At 46.7% G+C, this 16,644-nt stretch carries 12 protein-coding genes; 9 read left to right on the plus strand and 3 right to left on the minus strand.

Features of this window, described 5'->3' with window-relative positions:
* The first annotated feature begins 229 nt into the window (after positions 1-229).
* The 5 genes from R7093_RS06460 (at position 230) to R7093_RS06480 (ending at position 10,509) form a co-directional block, all read left to right on the plus strand.
* Entirely contained in the window at positions 230-2,683 is a 2,454-nt protein-coding gene (locus tag R7093_RS06460) for a glycogen/starch/alpha-glucan phosphorylase (RefSeq protein ID WP_005374836.1), read from the plus strand.
* Between the two features lie 117 nt (positions 2,684-2,800).
* Positions 2,801-4,981: a 4-alpha-glucanotransferase gene (gene malQ, locus R7093_RS06465; RefSeq protein ID WP_005374838.1), complete on the plus strand. Its 2,181-nt coding sequence runs from the start codon at positions 2,801-2,803 to the stop codon at positions 4,979-4,981.
* A 283-nt stretch (positions 4,982-5,264) separates the two neighbouring features.
* Positions 5,265-7,457 (plus strand): 1,4-alpha-glucan branching protein GlgB, encoded by a 2,193-nt coding sequence (gene glgB / locus R7093_RS06470; protein WP_224721283.1) that lies wholly within the window; start codon positions 5,265-5,267, stop codon positions 7,455-7,457.
* A gap of 136 nt (positions 7,458-7,593) precedes the next feature.
* Positions 7,594-8,268 (plus strand): monofunctional biosynthetic peptidoglycan transglycosylase, encoded by a 675-nt coding sequence (gene mtgA, locus R7093_RS06475; RefSeq protein ID WP_205391342.1) that lies wholly within the window; start codon positions 7,594-7,596, stop codon positions 8,266-8,268.
* 180 nt (positions 8,269-8,448) lie between these two features.
* The gene (locus tag R7093_RS06480; protein ID WP_318146570.1) at positions 8,449-10,509 is read left to right on the plus strand and encodes an alpha-amylase; all 2,061 of its coding nucleotides are present in this window, start codon (positions 8,449-8,451) and stop codon (positions 10,507-10,509) included.
* A gap of 69 nt (positions 10,510-10,578) precedes the next feature.
* Here the strand turns inward: R7093_RS06480 and R7093_RS06485 are convergent, their stop codons facing one another.
* Positions 10,579-11,295, minus strand: a complete 717-nt coding sequence (locus R7093_RS06485; protein WP_053349997.1) for a DsbA family protein — start codon at positions 11,293-11,295, stop codon at positions 10,579-10,581.
* A 96-nt stretch (positions 11,296-11,391) separates the two neighbouring features.
* Positions 11,392-11,679 (minus strand): hypothetical protein, encoded by a 288-nt coding sequence (locus tag R7093_RS06490; RefSeq protein ID WP_205391422.1) that lies wholly within the window; start codon positions 11,677-11,679, stop codon positions 11,392-11,394.
* A gap of 450 nt (positions 11,680-12,129) precedes the next feature.
* Between R7093_RS06490 and R7093_RS06495 the strand changes: the two genes are divergently transcribed.
* The 4 genes from R7093_RS06495 (at position 12,130) to R7093_RS06510 (ending at position 15,058) form a co-directional block, all read left to right on the plus strand.
* Positions 12,130-12,870 (plus strand): nucleoside recognition domain-containing protein, encoded by a 741-nt coding sequence (locus tag R7093_RS06495; RefSeq protein WP_005437881.1) that lies wholly within the window; start codon positions 12,130-12,132, stop codon positions 12,868-12,870.
* Entirely contained in the window at positions 12,870-13,337 is a 468-nt protein-coding gene (locus R7093_RS06500; protein WP_158173260.1) for a YjiG family protein, read from the plus strand. Before R7093_RS06495 ends, R7093_RS06500 begins: the two co-directional genes overlap by 1 nt.
* 9 nt (positions 13,338-13,346) lie before the next feature.
* Complete coding sequence (locus R7093_RS06505) at positions 13,347-14,471, plus strand: M20 family metallopeptidase (protein ID WP_318146571.1); 1,125 nt, start codon at positions 13,347-13,349, stop codon at positions 14,469-14,471.
* 212 nt (positions 14,472-14,683) lie between these two features.
* Positions 14,684-15,058 carry a YkvA family protein gene (locus tag R7093_RS06510; RefSeq protein ID WP_206957636.1) on the plus strand — a complete coding sequence of 125 codons (375 nt, stop codon included), beginning with the start codon at positions 14,684-14,686 and terminating at the stop codon, positions 15,056-15,058.
* Positions 15,059-15,162: 104 nt separating this feature from the next.
* On the opposite strand, the gene R7093_RS06515 is transcribed toward R7093_RS06510, so the two are convergent.
* Positions 15,163-16,467, minus strand: a complete 1,305-nt coding sequence (locus R7093_RS06515) for a dicarboxylate/amino acid:cation symporter (RefSeq protein WP_017820133.1) — start codon at positions 16,465-16,467, stop codon at positions 15,163-15,165.
* Positions 16,468-16,644: the final 177 nt, after the last annotated feature.

Consider the following 16,644-nt stretch of genomic DNA (forward strand, 5'->3'; position numbering starts at 1 on the left):
GCGTCATGAACGGGTTTTAACCTTTCTCACATTCCATTGTGATCAAAATCACTAAGAACTGGTGCAAAGTTCACTTTGTTGAGATTTGGATCACTAACCTAGCAATGGTACCCCCTCTACGCCCTCAGCCCTCCTCCTTCAAAGGATGAGAATTAGGAGGATGTTTATTCACAGAGGTAAATGCACGATGTATGGCAGATGAATTACCAAAAGACGTGAGAATTTCGTAATGAAACCTACTCAACAAAAACAATTTGACAAGAAGTCGTTCCAAGAAAGCGTAAAGAAACACCTATCTGTAACTTACGCTCATACGATTGAAAACGCAGACAGCCGCGCATGGTACCTAGCAATGGGGCATGCTCTGGCTGAATTTACTACTCTAGATTTGCTTGCGACAGAAGAAGATCCACGCATTAAAAGTGCGAAGAGCGTTAACTACCTTTCGCTAGAATTCCTTATCGGTCGTTTGACTGGTAACAACCTAATCAGCATGGGTCTGTACGAACAAGTAACAGAAGCAATGGCTGAACTAGGTTACAACCTAACTGATCTGCTAGAAGAAGAGCGCGACCCATCATTGGGTAACGGTGGCCTTGGTCGTCTGGCTGCGTGTTTCATGGATTCATGTGCGGCACAAGAATTCCCAACTGTCGGCTATGGTTTACATTACGAATACGGTCTATTTAAACAGTCATTCAAAGATGGTCGCCAGCAAGAAGCACCTGACGCATGGCGCGGTGTAGAAGGCTACCCTTGGGAAATTGCGCGTCCAGAACTTGCGCAAGAGATCGGTTTCTACGGTCACGTTGAAGTGATTAACGAGAACGGTAAAGAGGTTCGCAAATGGGTACCAGGCATGACAGTAAGAGCAATGCCTTGGGATCTTCCAATTGTGGGTTACGAATCAGACACGGTTTACCCGCTACGTCTTTGGGAATGTCAGGCGATTGCACCATTCTCACTAGCAAGCTTTAACAATGGTGATTACTTCGAAGCTCAGCACGCACTGATCGACGCAGGTAACATCACTAAAGTGCTTTACCCGAATGACAACCACGAGAAAGGTAAAACACTGCGTCTAATGCAGCAGTACTTCCACTCAGCAGCGTCTGTACGTGACATCCTACGTCGCCACGAAGCTGCGGGCTACTCGCTAGCGGATCTACCTAAGCAAGAGACTATCCAGCTTAACGATACACACCCAACGATTGCGATTCCTGAACTAATGCGCATCCTGATGGATGAAAAAGGTTTAGCTTGGGAAGCGGCTTGGGAAATCAGCTCTAAGACATTTGCGTACACCAACCACACGCTACTTCCAGAAGCACTAGAGACATGGCCAGAGTCGCTAATCCAGCACCTGCTACCACGTCACATGGAGATCATTTACGAGATCAACCACCGCTTCCTACAAGACGTACGTGCAATGTGGCCGGGTGATGTCGCGAAGCAACAGAAGCTTTCTATCATCGAAGAAGGTTTCCACCGCATGGTTCGCATGGCAAACCTATGTGTAATCGGCTCTTACGCAGTAAACGGTGTAGCAGCACTTCACTCTGAATTGGTTAAGAAAGACCTATTCCCAGAGTTCCACGAAATGTACCCGACACGTCTACACAACGTAACGAACGGTATTACGCCACGTCGCTGGTTGAAGTTCTGTAACCCAGGTCTGTCTCAGCTTATCACTGAGAAAGTCGGCCCAGAATGGCCAGCGAAACTAGAGCAACTTGAAGGTATTGCGAAGTACGCTACTGACGCGACATTCCAAAAAGAATTCATGGCAGTGAAGAAAGAGAACAAAGAACGCCTAGCAACTTGGGTGAAAGAGAACATGGGTATCGAGCTCGATACTAATGCAATCTTCGATGTCCAAATCAAGCGTCTGCACGAGTACAAACGTCAGCATCTAGACTTGCTACACGTACTGTCTCTGTACCACCGTATTCTTAATGAACCAGGTTTTGAGTGTACGCCACGCGTTGTGTTCTTCGCAGCAAAAGCAGCACCGGGTTACCACCTAGCGAAAGAAATCATCTTCGCAATCAACAAGATTGCAGACAAGGTGAACAACGATCCTCGCATCGGTAACAAGCTGAAAGTGGTATTCATCCCTGACTACCGCGTGAGCATGGCTGAAATCATTATCCCTGCGGCTGACGTTTCTCAACAAATCTCGCTAGCGGGTAAAGAAGCATCAGGTACAGGTAACATGAAGATGGCGCTAAACGGTGCGCTAACTATCGGTACAATGGATGGTGCAAACGTTGAGATTCGTGAGGAAGTAGGCGATGAGAACATCTACATCTTCGGTCTAGATGTTGAAGGTGTGAAAGCGCTGAAAGCTCAAGGTTACAACCCATTTGATTACTACAATGCGGATCACCTACTCAAAGCGTCAATGGACTTGCTATTGGGTGAAGAGTTCACACCAGGTCAACCAGGCTTACTGCGTGCAACGTATGACAGCCTACTAGACGGCGGTGACCCGTACTTATGTCTTGCGGACTTTGCATCTTACGTGAAAGCGCACGAAGACATGAGCGAACAATATAAAGATCAAGCTGGCTGGGCGAAGAAGGCCATTCTTAATACCGCCCTTGTTGGCAAGTTCACGTCAGACCGCTCAATCCGCGACTACGTGAACAATATCTGGAAACTTGAAGCGGTGAAACGCTAATAGAACCTAGTTAAGACCAAGGTAGCCAAGCGCTACCTTTGGTCATTTTCCAAAAGAAGTTATTGATAACAATAAAACCCTACATGGAAGGTGTTGGTATTACCTTCGGAGAAAGCGATGAAAGAACAAACAGCATTAAAGAAAGTCGCGGAAATGGCGAGATTGGCTGATAGCTATGTCAGTGCTTGGGGAGATGAGGCTAAAGTGTCTGAGGAGACGCTACGCCGCTTGCTCGCTTCGCTTGGCTACGATACTAGCAGTGATGAAAAACTACTGGCTTCTGCTGAAAAGAAACATAAAAAAGACGTACTAGCCCCTGTTCTTGTTTTACGCGACGGCGAACCAGTCGAAGTGGAACTAAACCTAGGTACGAGTGCTCGTGAGAGTGAATTCAGCTGGCGTTTAGAAACAGAACAAGGAGAGGTACTTGAAGGCTATCTTCAGTCCCAAATTGTTCGTGATGAGCGTGCTGAGGGTGGCCCTCTAGTGTTTGCATTGCCAAAGAACTTGGCTTGGGGTTATCACAAACTGATCATCAGTCGTAAGCGTCGTAAAACACCTTACGAGATGTCATTGATCATTACGCCGAAAGCGTGTTTCAAACAAGACGATCTAAACCAACACAAAAAGCTATGGGGTCCTAGTATCCAGCTTTACACACTGCGTACTCAGCATAACTGGGGCATCGGTGATTTTGGCGACCTAAAACAACTGGTGAGTGATATTGCCTCTCGTGGCGGTGACTTCATTGGCTTGAACCCTATTCACTCGCTGTTCCCTGCGAATCCAGAAGGGGCAAGCCCATACAGCCCGTCTTCTCGTCGTTGGTTGAACATCATGTACATCGACGTAAGCTCTGTACCTGAGTTCGCGCTTAGTGCAGAAGCACAACAGCGAGTGGGTAGCGCAGAGTTCCAACAACGTCTACAAAAAGCGCGAGACTCTCATTGGGTGAATTACACCGAAGTTTCGCAGCTAAAAATGAGCGTTCTTCCGCTGCTATTCAGTGAGTTTAAAGCTCGCCATTTAGACAAGAACACCGATCGCGCTCGTGCCTTCTTGGACTTTGTTGAAAAAGGCGGCGACAGCTTGCTACATCAAGCTGCATTCGATGCACTTCATGCTGATTTACATGCAGAAGATGCAAACATGTGGGGCTGGCCAGTATTCCCTGAGAAATACCGCACATTCGACGCAGCTGGTACTCAGAAGTACATTAAGGACAACCAAGATCGTGTTCACTTGTACATGTACCTGCAATGGATCGCAGACGATCAAATCAAAGAAGCGCAAGCGCTAGCCGAAGAAAAAGGCATGGCTGTGGGTTTATACCGTGACCTTGCGGTTGGTGTTGCTGATTCTGGTAGTGAAACATGGGCTGATGAAGGCGCGCTAGTATTGGATGCAAGCATCGGTGCACCACCAGATGTACTTGGTCCACTAGGCCAAAACTGGGGTCTGCCTCCGCTTAACCCTCAGGTTTTAGAAGCGACTGGCTACGACGCTTACATCAAATTGCTACGTGCTAACATGAAGCATTGTGGAGCATTGCGTATCGACCACGTACTTGGCCTGCTTCGTCTTTGGTGGATTCCAAAAGGCGAGAAAGCGACAGAAGGCGCATACCTGTACTACCCAGTTGAAGACATGCTAGCCATCCTAGCGTTGGAATCTCACCGTCATCAGTGTTCTGTAATCGGTGAAGACTTGGGTACTGTACCTGATGAAATCGTTGATATCCTTCGTGATGCGGGTGTGCATTCGTACAAAGTCTTCTTCTTCGAAACATCAAAAGACGACGGCGGTTTTATTTCTCCGAAGCACTACGCTGAGCAGTCTATGGCTGCGCTGTGTACGCACGATATGCCAACACTACGCGGTTTCTGGCACTGTGATGACTTGAAGATGGGGCGTGAGATTGGTCTGTACCCTGATGAGCAGCAGTTGGAAGGCCTATTCGCTGACCGCTTGAAGTGCAAACAAGGCATTCTAGACAGTGTTCGCTGGCATGGCTATCTGCCAGAAGGCATTGGTCATGATGCTCAGTACGTGCCAATGGATTCATACCTAAGCGAAGCGCTGCAACTGCACGTAGCCGCGGGTGACTCTGCACTGCTTAGCGTTCAGCTTGAAGACTGGCTAGAAATGGATCAACCTGTCAATATTCCTGGTACGGTGGATGAGTATCCAAACTGGCGTCGTAAATTGTCGATGAACCTAGATGAAATCTTCAGCCGTGAAGATGTGAATCGTATTTCTAAACGCCTTACTGAAGTTCGCGCACAGGCGAGTAAGTAAGATGCCTAGAGTGGCGTAGATGGACGAGCTGATTACCAATTTTGTTAGCTCAGAGGTACGAAAGTTCCGTCTAGGTCACTCATTCCTAAAACACAATCCGTTAGGATGAAGTACCGTTATTATGCCCGCGACAATAGCGGGCATTTTTGTATTTTGACGCCGTTTACGCAACGAACGTGAGAAGCGGAGTCTTTTTGTGAGTTCACAACGTTGGCTGTGGAGAAACCGATGTTTGATTCAGATCTCTGGTCTTGAAAAGGATGTTGGCTCTAGGGAGAAAGATTTGAAAACCACCAAAACCAAGAAAATAAAGAAACAACACGAACGCGCATACGAACTGCTTGCTGAGGCGGCTTACTCAGATCCATTTGCGGCGCTGGGTCCATTCATTGACGACGAAGCTTCGCTGAGAGTTTGGATGCCGGGCGCAAACAAGGTTGAACTGCTTGTTAATGGTGAACCTCGCGTGGCGCTTGAGCGTGATGGCGACAGCGGTTTCATCTTAAAAGAACAACGCGATTTACACCTGACCCACTACCGTTTAGCGGTCGATTGGAATGGTGTTGAACAAATTATTGATGACCCGTACCAGTACCACAATATCTACCAAGAGTACGAGCATCTGCATACGCCAAAAGACATGTATCACTACATGGGCGCGCACTTTGTCACGCTAGAGCGTGGCGGTGAAAACATCTCTGGTGTGCGTTTCCTTGTTTATGCACCACATGCATCTGCTGTTAGCCTTGTGGGTTGCTTCAACCAATGGGATGGCCGTCGTCATCCAATGCAACGCTTAGACTACGGTATCTGGGGCCTATTCATTCCTGGTTTGGAAGAGGGGGTACAATACAAATTTGAGCTCAAAGGGCCAAATGGGGAAGGGTTGCCACACAAACAAGACCCTTGGGGTTTCTACTCTGAGCAATACCCATCGTTCGCATCCATTACCTACGATCACAAGCGTTACCAATGGCAAGATGCGAAATGGCAAAACCGAGCAGTGACACAAAAGCGTGATGAAGCGTTATCGTTTTACGAGCTACATGCTGGATCATGGAAGCGCGACGAGAACGGTGATTTCCTGAACTACCGCGAACTCGCGGAGCAGTTGGTGCCATACCTTGTGGATATGGGCTACACCCACGTTGAGCTGATGCCTGTGTCTGAGCATCCATTCTATGGTTCATGGGGCTATCAACCTGTTGGCTTGTTTGCACCAACTAGCCGTTTTGGCTCACCTGATGATTTCAAATTCTTCGTGGATGCGTGTCACCAAGCTGGTATCGGTGTAGTGCTGGATTGGGTTCCTGCGCATTTCCCATCGGATGATCATGGTTTAGCTAACTTTGATGGTACGCCTCTGTTCCATGATCCAGATCCTCGTCGCGGTTGGCACCAAGATTGGAACTCCTACATTTACGATTTAGGCCGTGAACATGTACGTCGCTTCCTTGTCTCGAATGCGCTGTACTGGTTTGAACAATTCCATATTGATGGCATTCGTGTCGATGCTGTTGCGTCGATGCTCTATCTCGATTATTCACGTAGCCACGATCAGTGGGTCCCGAACGTTGATGGTGGCAACGAAAACTACGACGCAATCGCAACCTTAAAATGGATGAACGAAGAAGTGTACAAGCACTTCCCGAATGCGATGACGATTGCGGAAGAGTCAACGGCGTTTCCGGGTGTGTCTGCGCCAACCTTTATGGGTGGTTTAGGCTTTGGCTTCAAGTGGAATATGGGGTGGATGCACGACAGTCTTTCATACATCAAAGAAGATCCTGTTCACCGCAAATACCACCACAATACCATCACATTTCCGCTAGTTTATGCGCACAGCGAGAACTACGTCTTGTCTCTCTCTCACGACGAGGTGGTGTACGGCAAAGGCTCTATTCACAACAAGATGCCGGGCGATGAATGGCAGCAAACCGCAAACCTAAGAGCATACTACGGTTATATGTATGGTCAACCGGGCAAAAAGCTGAACTTCATGGGCGCGGAAATCGGTCAAACGGCGGAGTGGAACCACGATGATCAGTTGCAATGGTTCTTGCTAGAATACGAGCGTCATCAAGGCGTTCAAAAGCTGATGCGAGATTTGAACCACTTGTACCGAAATGAAGCGGCGATGCACGATCAAGATTGTGTTCCTGCTGGTTTTGAGTGGCGTCTACAAGACGAGGCAGATGCAAGCATCCTAGCGCACGAGCGTATCAGTAAAGAGGGTGAGCGTATTCTCATCATCACCAACTTTACGCCCGTACCACACGAGCGTTTCCGTTTAGGTGTTCCAAATGCAGGTCAATACGAACTGCTGCTGAACACGGACGACAGCAAATACGGCGGAAGCGATTTTAAAGTGCTGACCAGTGTGAAAACGGAACAAGTCGAAAGTGAATCACTGCCTCAATCACTTGAGCTTCGTTTGCCTCCACTTTCAACCGTGTTCTACAAGCTGCACAAATAATTTAGTCTAATCAAATTCTAAGCCCGTTTTACATTGTAAATCGGGCTTTTTTTGACCAAGTTTTCACTAACGATAAACAGACTGCATACTCTATACTTGCATCATATTGTTTTGTTAAATCAGGCTAGGTCGGACTTTGAGAAAGATTAAATCCCTTCTGTTCAATATCTTATTAGTGCTTTTGCTTTTACCAGTGATGCTCGTTGGCATAGTGAAATACATCGATCCACCAATTTGGGGATGGAAGCTCAGCCGCATGATTTCTCCTCCTGAAGGATTTCCTGAAGAGAGTCAAAATGAATGGGTGCCTTTGAGTGATATTTCTAAACACATTCAACTGGCCGTGATTGCGACAGAAGATCAAAAGTTCCCGACCCATTACGGAGTGGATTTTGATTCCTTGTTTAAAGTGATCTCAGAGTCTGGCGAGAACGGTCCCTCTCGCGGTGCGAGCACGATTACTCAGCAAACTGCAAAGAACGTGTTTCTGTTTCCTTCACACTCTTATGTGCGCAAAGCGTATGAGCTTTATTTTGCTCTGCTGATGGAAGCAATGTGGAGTAAAAAACGCATTCTTGAAGTGTATTTGAATGTGGTGGAGTTTGGTCCAGGTATTTATGGCGCGGAAGCCGCTGCGCAAAACTACTTTGGTATTCCTGCTAAACAACTTTCAACACGCCAAGCAGCAAGGCTTGCGGTGGTGCTGCCAAATCCGTATCGCATCAAAGTTTACCCTCAGACTTCTTACACCATCAGCCGCGTCAATTGGGCGATGAGACAAATGCGTAACCTTGGTAGCATTCAGCTTTAAACTCCTTTTTACCCTGCTCATAAGTAGAACTACGCCCCCATAAAAGCAAAATGTGAAGCGTCACAAGCTTTAGGGCGTAGCCTTTCAGAATGATGTGCTCAGTTTTTCATCCATTTACTATTAGTGTGAATAAAACTACAACACGAATACTGCGCCTATGCGCAACCAATGGACTGAACGATGAAACTGAATCTGATTACGACGACCTTATTGCTTGCATCGGCAAGTGCCATCGCCGAGCCAAACATCACCATTTCTACCACGACCAACAGCCGTGACTTTCCTTTAAGTGCAGAGCAACCTTTGGTTGTGCCCTTAACCAAAGACGGATACACGCTCAAAATCACGGGTGTTGAAGGCGACTGTGTCGCGCCTGATGGTCAGAAGGTCAAATTCAACAAACCTATCGCGCTGAACTGCGGAAAACCAACAGAACTGCCGTTAAAAATCCGTTTTACTGGCGATTACTCTTTTGCTTTTGATGCGGAAGCCAAAACTCTACGCTTCATGCGTGAACCTAAGAAAGCTGCCAAGACAGAATTCAAACGCCCAATCCCACAAGTGCAATGTGAGGTTTACCAAGGCGGCGAAGTCACCATCGCGCTGGGTGACAGTTTCCCCGATGGCACCAAGTTGCGTGATGCCTATTCTGGTCAAATGGTCGAAGTAAAAGATCAGCAAGTATCGCTGACACCAAGCAAAGATTCCGGCGGTTTGGTGCTACTAGAGCCAGTGAAGAAAACCAAAGAAGCAGTACCGTTTGATTACCGTAATGCCAACATTTACTTCGTGATGGTCGACCGTTTTAACAATGCCGATACCAGCAATGATAACAGCTATGGGCGCAAGAAAGACGGCAAAGAAGAGATTGGTACCTTCCACGGTGGTGACCTAAAAGGCGTGATCGAAAAGCTAGATTACATCAAGAGCCTAGGTACAGATGCAATTTGGCTGTCGCCAATCGTTGAGCAAGTGCATGGTTTTGTGGGCGGCGGCGATAGCGGCTCATTCCCATTTTACGCTTACCACGGTTACTGGACGCGTGATTTCACCAAGATTGATGAGAACTTCGGTAACGAAGATGACCTGAAAAAGCTGGTGGAAGAGGCACACAAACGTGGCCTTAAAGTATTGATGGACGCAGTAATCAACCACACCGGTTACTCAACGTTAGCCGATTTGCAATTTGATGGTATTGAGGTGTTAAAACCAAACGCTGAACTACCTAAGAAGTGGGGGGATTGGCAACCAAAAGCGGGTGAAAATTGGCATAGCTACCACCAGAATATTGATTACCAGAGTCCAAACTGGGCGAAATGGTGGGGCGGTGACTGGATAAGAACAGGTCTACCGGGATACCCAGCTCCGGGCAGCAGTGATATCACCATGTCATTGGCGGGTTTGCCTGACTTTATCACTGAATCAGACAAAGCCGTGAAGCCAGCTCAATGGCTATTGGATAACCCTGGCACTCGCGTTGAGGCGCGTGATAATTACACCGTCTCGGACTACCTAATTGAGTGGCAAACTGATTGGGTGAAACGCTTTGGTATTGATGGTTACCGTGTCGACACGGTGAAGCACGTTGAAGGCGATGTGTGGAAACGCTTGAAAGAAGAGGCATCAAGCAGCCTTGAGCAATGGCGTAAAGAGAACGGTAAGTCAGGTCAGCCATTCTGGATGATGGGTGAAGTATGGGGACATACCGCTTATCGCAGCCCTTACTTTGACGATGGCTTTGACGCGTTGATTAACTTCGACATGCAGAAGAAGTTAGACAAAGGCGCGGCGTGTTTCAGCCAAATGGCAGACACTTACCAAAGTTACGCAGATACTATCGCCAATGAGAAAGACTTTAACCCTGTGAGCTACATGTCTTCTCACGATACCGAGCTGTTCTTCTCTCGCTTCAAAGATTACGGTATGCAGCGTAACGCCGCGAATGCACTGCTTCTGAGTCCTGGTGCTGTTCATGTTTATTATGGTGATGAAATTGGTCGTAACATTGGTCCTTACGCGGATGATTTCCACCAAGGCACACGTTCTGACATGGTGTGGAAGCTATCGGATGAGAAGCAAGCGCTACTCAAACACTGGCAAACCCTTGGTCAGTTCCGTAAAGCGCACCCAGCGATTGGTGCAGGTCAACATCAAGTGATTGAACAAGAAGGTGCGTATGTGTTCTCTCGCTCGCTTGGCAATGACAAAGTCGTTGTGGCGTTTGTGGGTCGCGAAAAGTAGTTAGAACTTCGTTTTAAGCCTAGATAGAAAAAGCCCTTCCTTGAGTTATCAGGGAAGGGCTTTGTTGTTTTAGTTCGCCAGTTCTTGGTCGATGACTTGTTCTAGCTCGTCAAACGGCACATAGCCAGGAATGACTTGATCATTAATGATCAACGCAGGCGTGCCGCGTAAACCAAGTTGCGTGAAATACTGATAGTTTTTATCAAGCAACGCCTTGGTCTCTTTGTCGTCGACAAGCTGCGCTTCTGTCCCCGTTTTTTTCGCGATTTGATTTAAGGAACGTGCGTCATGTGCGCCCGGTTTTTTCACCAATAACTCATGCACTTGTTCGTACTTATCTCGCTGGTTTTGCCAAACATTTAATGCGTAACTTGCCGAGTTGTAGCCGTTTTTCTCGTATTGTTCTTTAAAAGAGACATTGAGGTTAAGCACTTTTACCTGCGGATATTCCTTACCAACTTTGACCAGCTCTCCTTCTAAACGTTTACAAAAAGGGCAGCTGTAGTCCGTTACGTTAATAATGGTTAACTCAGGGTTTTCAGCACCAAAAGAGGAATGTTTGCCATCACTTAGATATTGACGAACCTCCTTTAAGGTGTCTCCAAATGACTGTTGATAAGCAATGTATTCTTGAAGGTTTTGGTGCAATGAATCAAGAATTTGAGGGTTATCTTTTAGTATCTGATTAACTTCCTCTAGCTTTTGTTCTGCGGTCTTTTCTGATGCGAAAGATACGGCAGATACGATAGCCATCGTTAACGCCAAAAGTGTACGAGTGAATGTCATAATATTTCCTAAAACTTTTAAATTTCGTTGTTTGTTATGTGAAGTGAATAAAATATGTACAAAAGTCAGGCGGAAAGGTCTCTCGCCTTGCTGGCTTTATTCTCTAAACACGCAAAGTTTTAGGTGAACCCGATACTTTTCCGGTATCGGTTCTGTGTATTCCAGATAACGAATTGCTGTGGTTGTCATCGGCAGCGCCACAATCAAAGCAAACAGAAAAAATGGAATAAGAATATGATCAAACTGATGTTGGTACGCTTGAACCAGCTTTTCTGAAAGGTCGCAAGATGGTGATAAATTCACACTCTCATCTTGCTGACCCTGTATTTGGTGAGCCTTCGGGCAGCTTTTCGAGAAACCAGAATTTTGGCTTAAGCATATCATCACCACCCAAAGAACGAGGGCGAGTGTCCATTTGGCTATTTTATATTGTGAGCGTAACAATGGGTCGTATAGTCCTGTTAATTCTGGTTTATGCCGTTTACATATGACCGGGCCATCCTAACCTAAATTTCGTGGCTGAATGTTACTTTCGAGTTAATCGATATTGCCTCAATGCCAAAGTATGAAGTACGTCATGAATGTTGTAGAAAGCAATATTCGTCAGAATCATTTGTTGAGTTGATGAAGAAGTCGTGAGCTATCGACATAGATTAATATACCTAATTGTTAGCACAAATTTTTATTATCTTTCAATTGTGATTGGAATCATAAAATAAAACTTCATAATTGAGTGGCATGATTGTTCGGTAAATGGATTGATTTTGATCATCTCTCTAGCACGTCGTTCAAGGGATCATCTATGCGTTCTGTTCCACATACATAGGTGAATTTATGACAAGCCCTGTTCATGCTGAACGCAAGGTGACGATCGGGTGTTACATTGCACTCGCGTTTGCGGTTGTGTTCTTTTCTGGTCTGATGCAATCCAACGAATGGTACGGTGTATTCGACTTTACAACGCTTAATGGCTCTTTCGGTAAAGTGGCTTACGGCGTAACGGAAGGTGCGGATGGCGCGGTACAAGCTGCGACTACCTCTTTCCGCGGTACTGGCGGTAGCGGTGCTCGTGACGGTTTCATTTTCGCACTTACTTTGATTCCAACCGTTATGTTCGCATTAGGTATGATCAACGTACTTGAGCACTACGGTGCGCTTGAAGCCGCTCGTAAGCTTCTTACTCCTCTTCTACGTCCTCTAATGGGCATCCCTGGTAACTCTGGTCTGGCTTTGATTGCTTCTCTACAAAGTACCGATGCTGGTGCGGCAATGACGCGTCAGCTAAAAGATGAAGGTCACCTAACTAAGCGTGAAACGGACGTATTTACCATGTTCCAGTTCACTGCAGGTGCAACCATCGTGAACTTCTTCTCATCGGGTGCTGTGCTGTTCACACTGACGATGGCTGACGGCTCTCTAGCAGTAACGTCTTCTATTGGTTTAGCAGTTGTGGTGATGTTCGCATTTAAGATCATCGGCGCGAACCTGTTCCGTATCTACCTGAACATGACGGAAGGTAAAGAAGACAAGCAAGACCAAAACAAATCAGAGAACTTAAAAGAGGAGACGGCATAATGGGTGACGTTAAAGCGAAAAAACCAATGGTGACGGATATCTTCGTCGAAGGTGCTAAGAAAGGTTGGGTGATTGCGACTACCTCTACGGTGCCTAACGTATTGATGGCATTTGTTATCATCAAGGCGCTACAAATCACTGGCGCGCTGGATCTGATGGGCACGGTGTTCTCTCCAATCATGGCGGTGTTTGGTCTTCCGGGTGAAGCTGCAGCGGTATTGATCGGTGCTTGGATGTCGATGGGTGGCGCAGTGGGTGTGGTTATCACGCTGTTTGACCAAGGTCTCCTTAACGGCACGCACATTGCGATTCTTGCACCTGCTATCTACCTAATGGGCTCTCAAGTTCAGTACATGGGTCGTATCATGGGGCCAATCGGTACTGAAGGTCGTTACATCCCAGTTATGATTGCAATCTCAGTATTGAACGCATTTGGCGCAATGCTGGTGATGAATCTGTTTGTCTAGGAGTGAGTCATGCAATTCTCTCTAAATGAATATCTAGAAGAGCTACGTCCGCTGATTAATGTGGATTGTGGCACTTACACGACTGATGGTATCGAGTTTATCGCTTCTCAATTTGAAGAGAAGTACCAAGCGATGTCAGGTTGGAGCGTAAAACGCATCGACTGTGGCAAAGCGGGCATCGGTCTTGAAGTTCGAAACAAGCCGGAAGCTGAGCAAATCGACGTGATGCTGATTGGTCACATGGATACCGTGTTCCCTGTGGGTACCGCTGAGCTTCGACCAATGTCTCAAGATGCAGAAAAAGCCTACGGTCCGGGCGTCTCGGACATGAAATCTGGCTTGCTGAACATCGTATACGCGATGCGCAATCTAGACCAAGCGGTGTTGGATAAGTTGTCTATGGCTATCTGCATGAACCCAGATGAAGAGACTGGCTCTCTGGACTCTGTGGATTGGATTCAATCAGTTGCGAAAAACGCTAAGAATGTACTGGTTGCAGAAGCCGCACGTGCAGACGGTGGTTTAGTGAAAGCGCGTAAAGGCATGGCTCGCTACAAAATGACCTTTAATGGCGTTGCTGCTCACGCAGGTAACGAGCCAGAGAATGGTCACAGCGCAATCACTGAGATGGCGAATTGGATTCTGGCTGTCAATGCAATGACCAACTTTGAATCTGGTACTACGCTGAACGTCGGCATTGTTTCTGGCGGCAACGGTGCGAACATCGTCCCTGATCACGCTGAAGCGAGCGTGGATGTGCGTTTCTGGAACAACGAAGAATACGATGATGTCGATAGCAAGCTAAATGGCATGCTGGAAACACCATTCGTTGATGGCGTGAGCATTGAGTTGGTTCGTGAAGCTTATAAGCCTTCTATGGTGCCAAGCCCACAAACAGAAAGCCTGATGATGCTAGTTGAAGAAGCGGCAAGTGAACTGGCTATCGACATCAATTGGAAAGAAGTCGGTGGTGGCTCTGATGCAAACAACACGGCTATTCTTGGTGTTCCAACTTTGGATGGTCTAGGACCTATCGGTGCGGGCTTCCACAGCGATCAAGAGTACTTGTTGCTTGAGTCTATTGAACCACGTATCAAAATGTTGATACGTGTACTGGAGACGATTGTTCAATAAGGCATTCTGCTTCTAAAGCTTGGCTCCCAAAGCTTTTGGTTTCAAAACTTTTGTTTTCCAAGACTTTTTGTTTCCAAGGCAATAATCCCCGGACTTCGGTTTGGGGATTTTTCTATCTGTGTTTCACTTTACTATCATTTCTTGTTATTAATCTTGCGTTCAGGTTCGATTTATTAATATGTTGGACATAGTCATAAATTTCGGAGGCAACGATGAGCACAACAATGTCTGTAAAATCGGCGCCGAAAGACGCCAAAGATCAAACGATGCAAGCGCCAGATGAGAAAACATTCTGGCGAAAAATGAAAGGGTCGGTTAAGAAAGCGGGTGAAGAAATTGCCGTAATGGGCATTAAATCATGGCTCGCGATGGCAGATTCCAACACCTCTGTTCGCCACAAGGCTATTTTAGGTGGCGCGCTGGCTTACTTCGTCCTACCAACAGATATGGTGCCAGACGTACTAGCTGGCGTCGGTTTTACCGATGATATGGCGGCACTGACTCTGGCGGCGAACTCGGTCGGCAATGCCATCACCGACGAGCATGAAGAACAAGCGAGAGAAAAGCTGAATTCGATGGTGGATTAGAAAGAGCATTTCTAGACGCGGAGAAAACAAAAGCCCCGATGTTTCCATCGGGGTTTTCTTTTAGACAGGACTATATAATTTCAGGATGGTAATCGTAGAACGATTTAGGCGTCAGCGCGTTTCAGGTGCACTTCTTCTTCGGCTACGCCTGCCATTGGGTCGTTGAAGCGAGCTTCATCCAATGCACCTTCTGATTTCGCAACGATGACGGTTACAGCACTGTCACCAGTGATATTTACCGCGGTACGAATCATATCAAGAAGACGGTCAACACCCATGATGAGCGCGATACCTTCAAGCGGTAGACCAACTTGGTTCAATACCATAGCAAGCATGACAAGACCCACACCAGGAACACCTGCGGTACCGATAGACGCCAGAGTTGCCGTCATGATAACCATTAGGTAATCGCCCATAGTTAAATCAATATTGAAAGCTTGAGCAATAAACGCAGTTGCTACGCCCTGCATGATCGCCGTACCGTCCATGTTCACGGTTGCACCAAGTGGTACTGTGAACGATGATACACGGTTCTCAACACCCATGCGGTGCTTTGCTGTTTCCATTGTCACTGGAATCGTCGCGTTCGATGATGCTGTAGAAAAAGCAAACATGATCGCGTCTTCCATCTTACGTAGGAACGTAATTGGGTTTAGACCTGTGAAACCTTTTAACATTAAGCTGTAAGTAACTAGACCGTGTAGGACAAGCGTACCAGCCAGTACTAAGAAGTACTCTGCCAGATTGACGATCGCGCCCAGACCAAGACCAGTAAATAGCTTCGCCATTAAGAAGAACACCCCATAAGGCGCCAAGTTCATCAAAATCGCGACCAGTTTCATGATCACTTCATTCAGATCAGAGAAGAATGCTGCGATGCGTTCGCCTGGTTTACCCGCTGCACTGATCGCGATACCGAATAGCACGGCGAACACGATAACTTGCAGAGTTTTACCTTCTGCCATTGCGCTGATTGGGTTGGTCGGGAACATATCGATGATCACCTGACCTAAAGATGGCGCTTCGGCTGATTTGAATGAACTTGCTGCCGTTAGATCTGCCCCTGCCCCTGGCTGGAATAGAGTACCCATAGTTAGAGCAAGCGTAATCGCGATAGCCGTTGTCGTAACGTAGAAAGCGAGGGTTTTACCGCCCATGCGACCCAGTGTAGAGAGGTCTTTGAGAGAGCTAGTACCACAAACTAACGAAACAAATACTAGCGGTACAACAAGCATTTTTAAGCTGGCAACGAAGATCTGTCCACCAACTTCGAATAATCCATTAACAATGTATGCGTCGACAAATCCGTTGTCGGCAAAAAGTGTGCGAATTGCAAATCCTGTCAAGATACCCGCAACCATACCTAAAATTACGCGGCTGGTAAGCGACATCGGTTTCTTGGTATTCATGAGAACACTCCTTATAGTTATGCACCTTGAGTTCACTTCAAAGCGGCGAGCAGATTAGCAGCGGAGTGAGAAAATACGAAAGAATAATCCTCTAAATGGTTAATAGATGTGAACTTTATCACTAATAAAAATGGGATTTTAACCAAATATTAACGAATTGGCCGGATGAAAAGTTTG

The organism is Vibrio sp. 1580 (assembly GCF_033340055.1).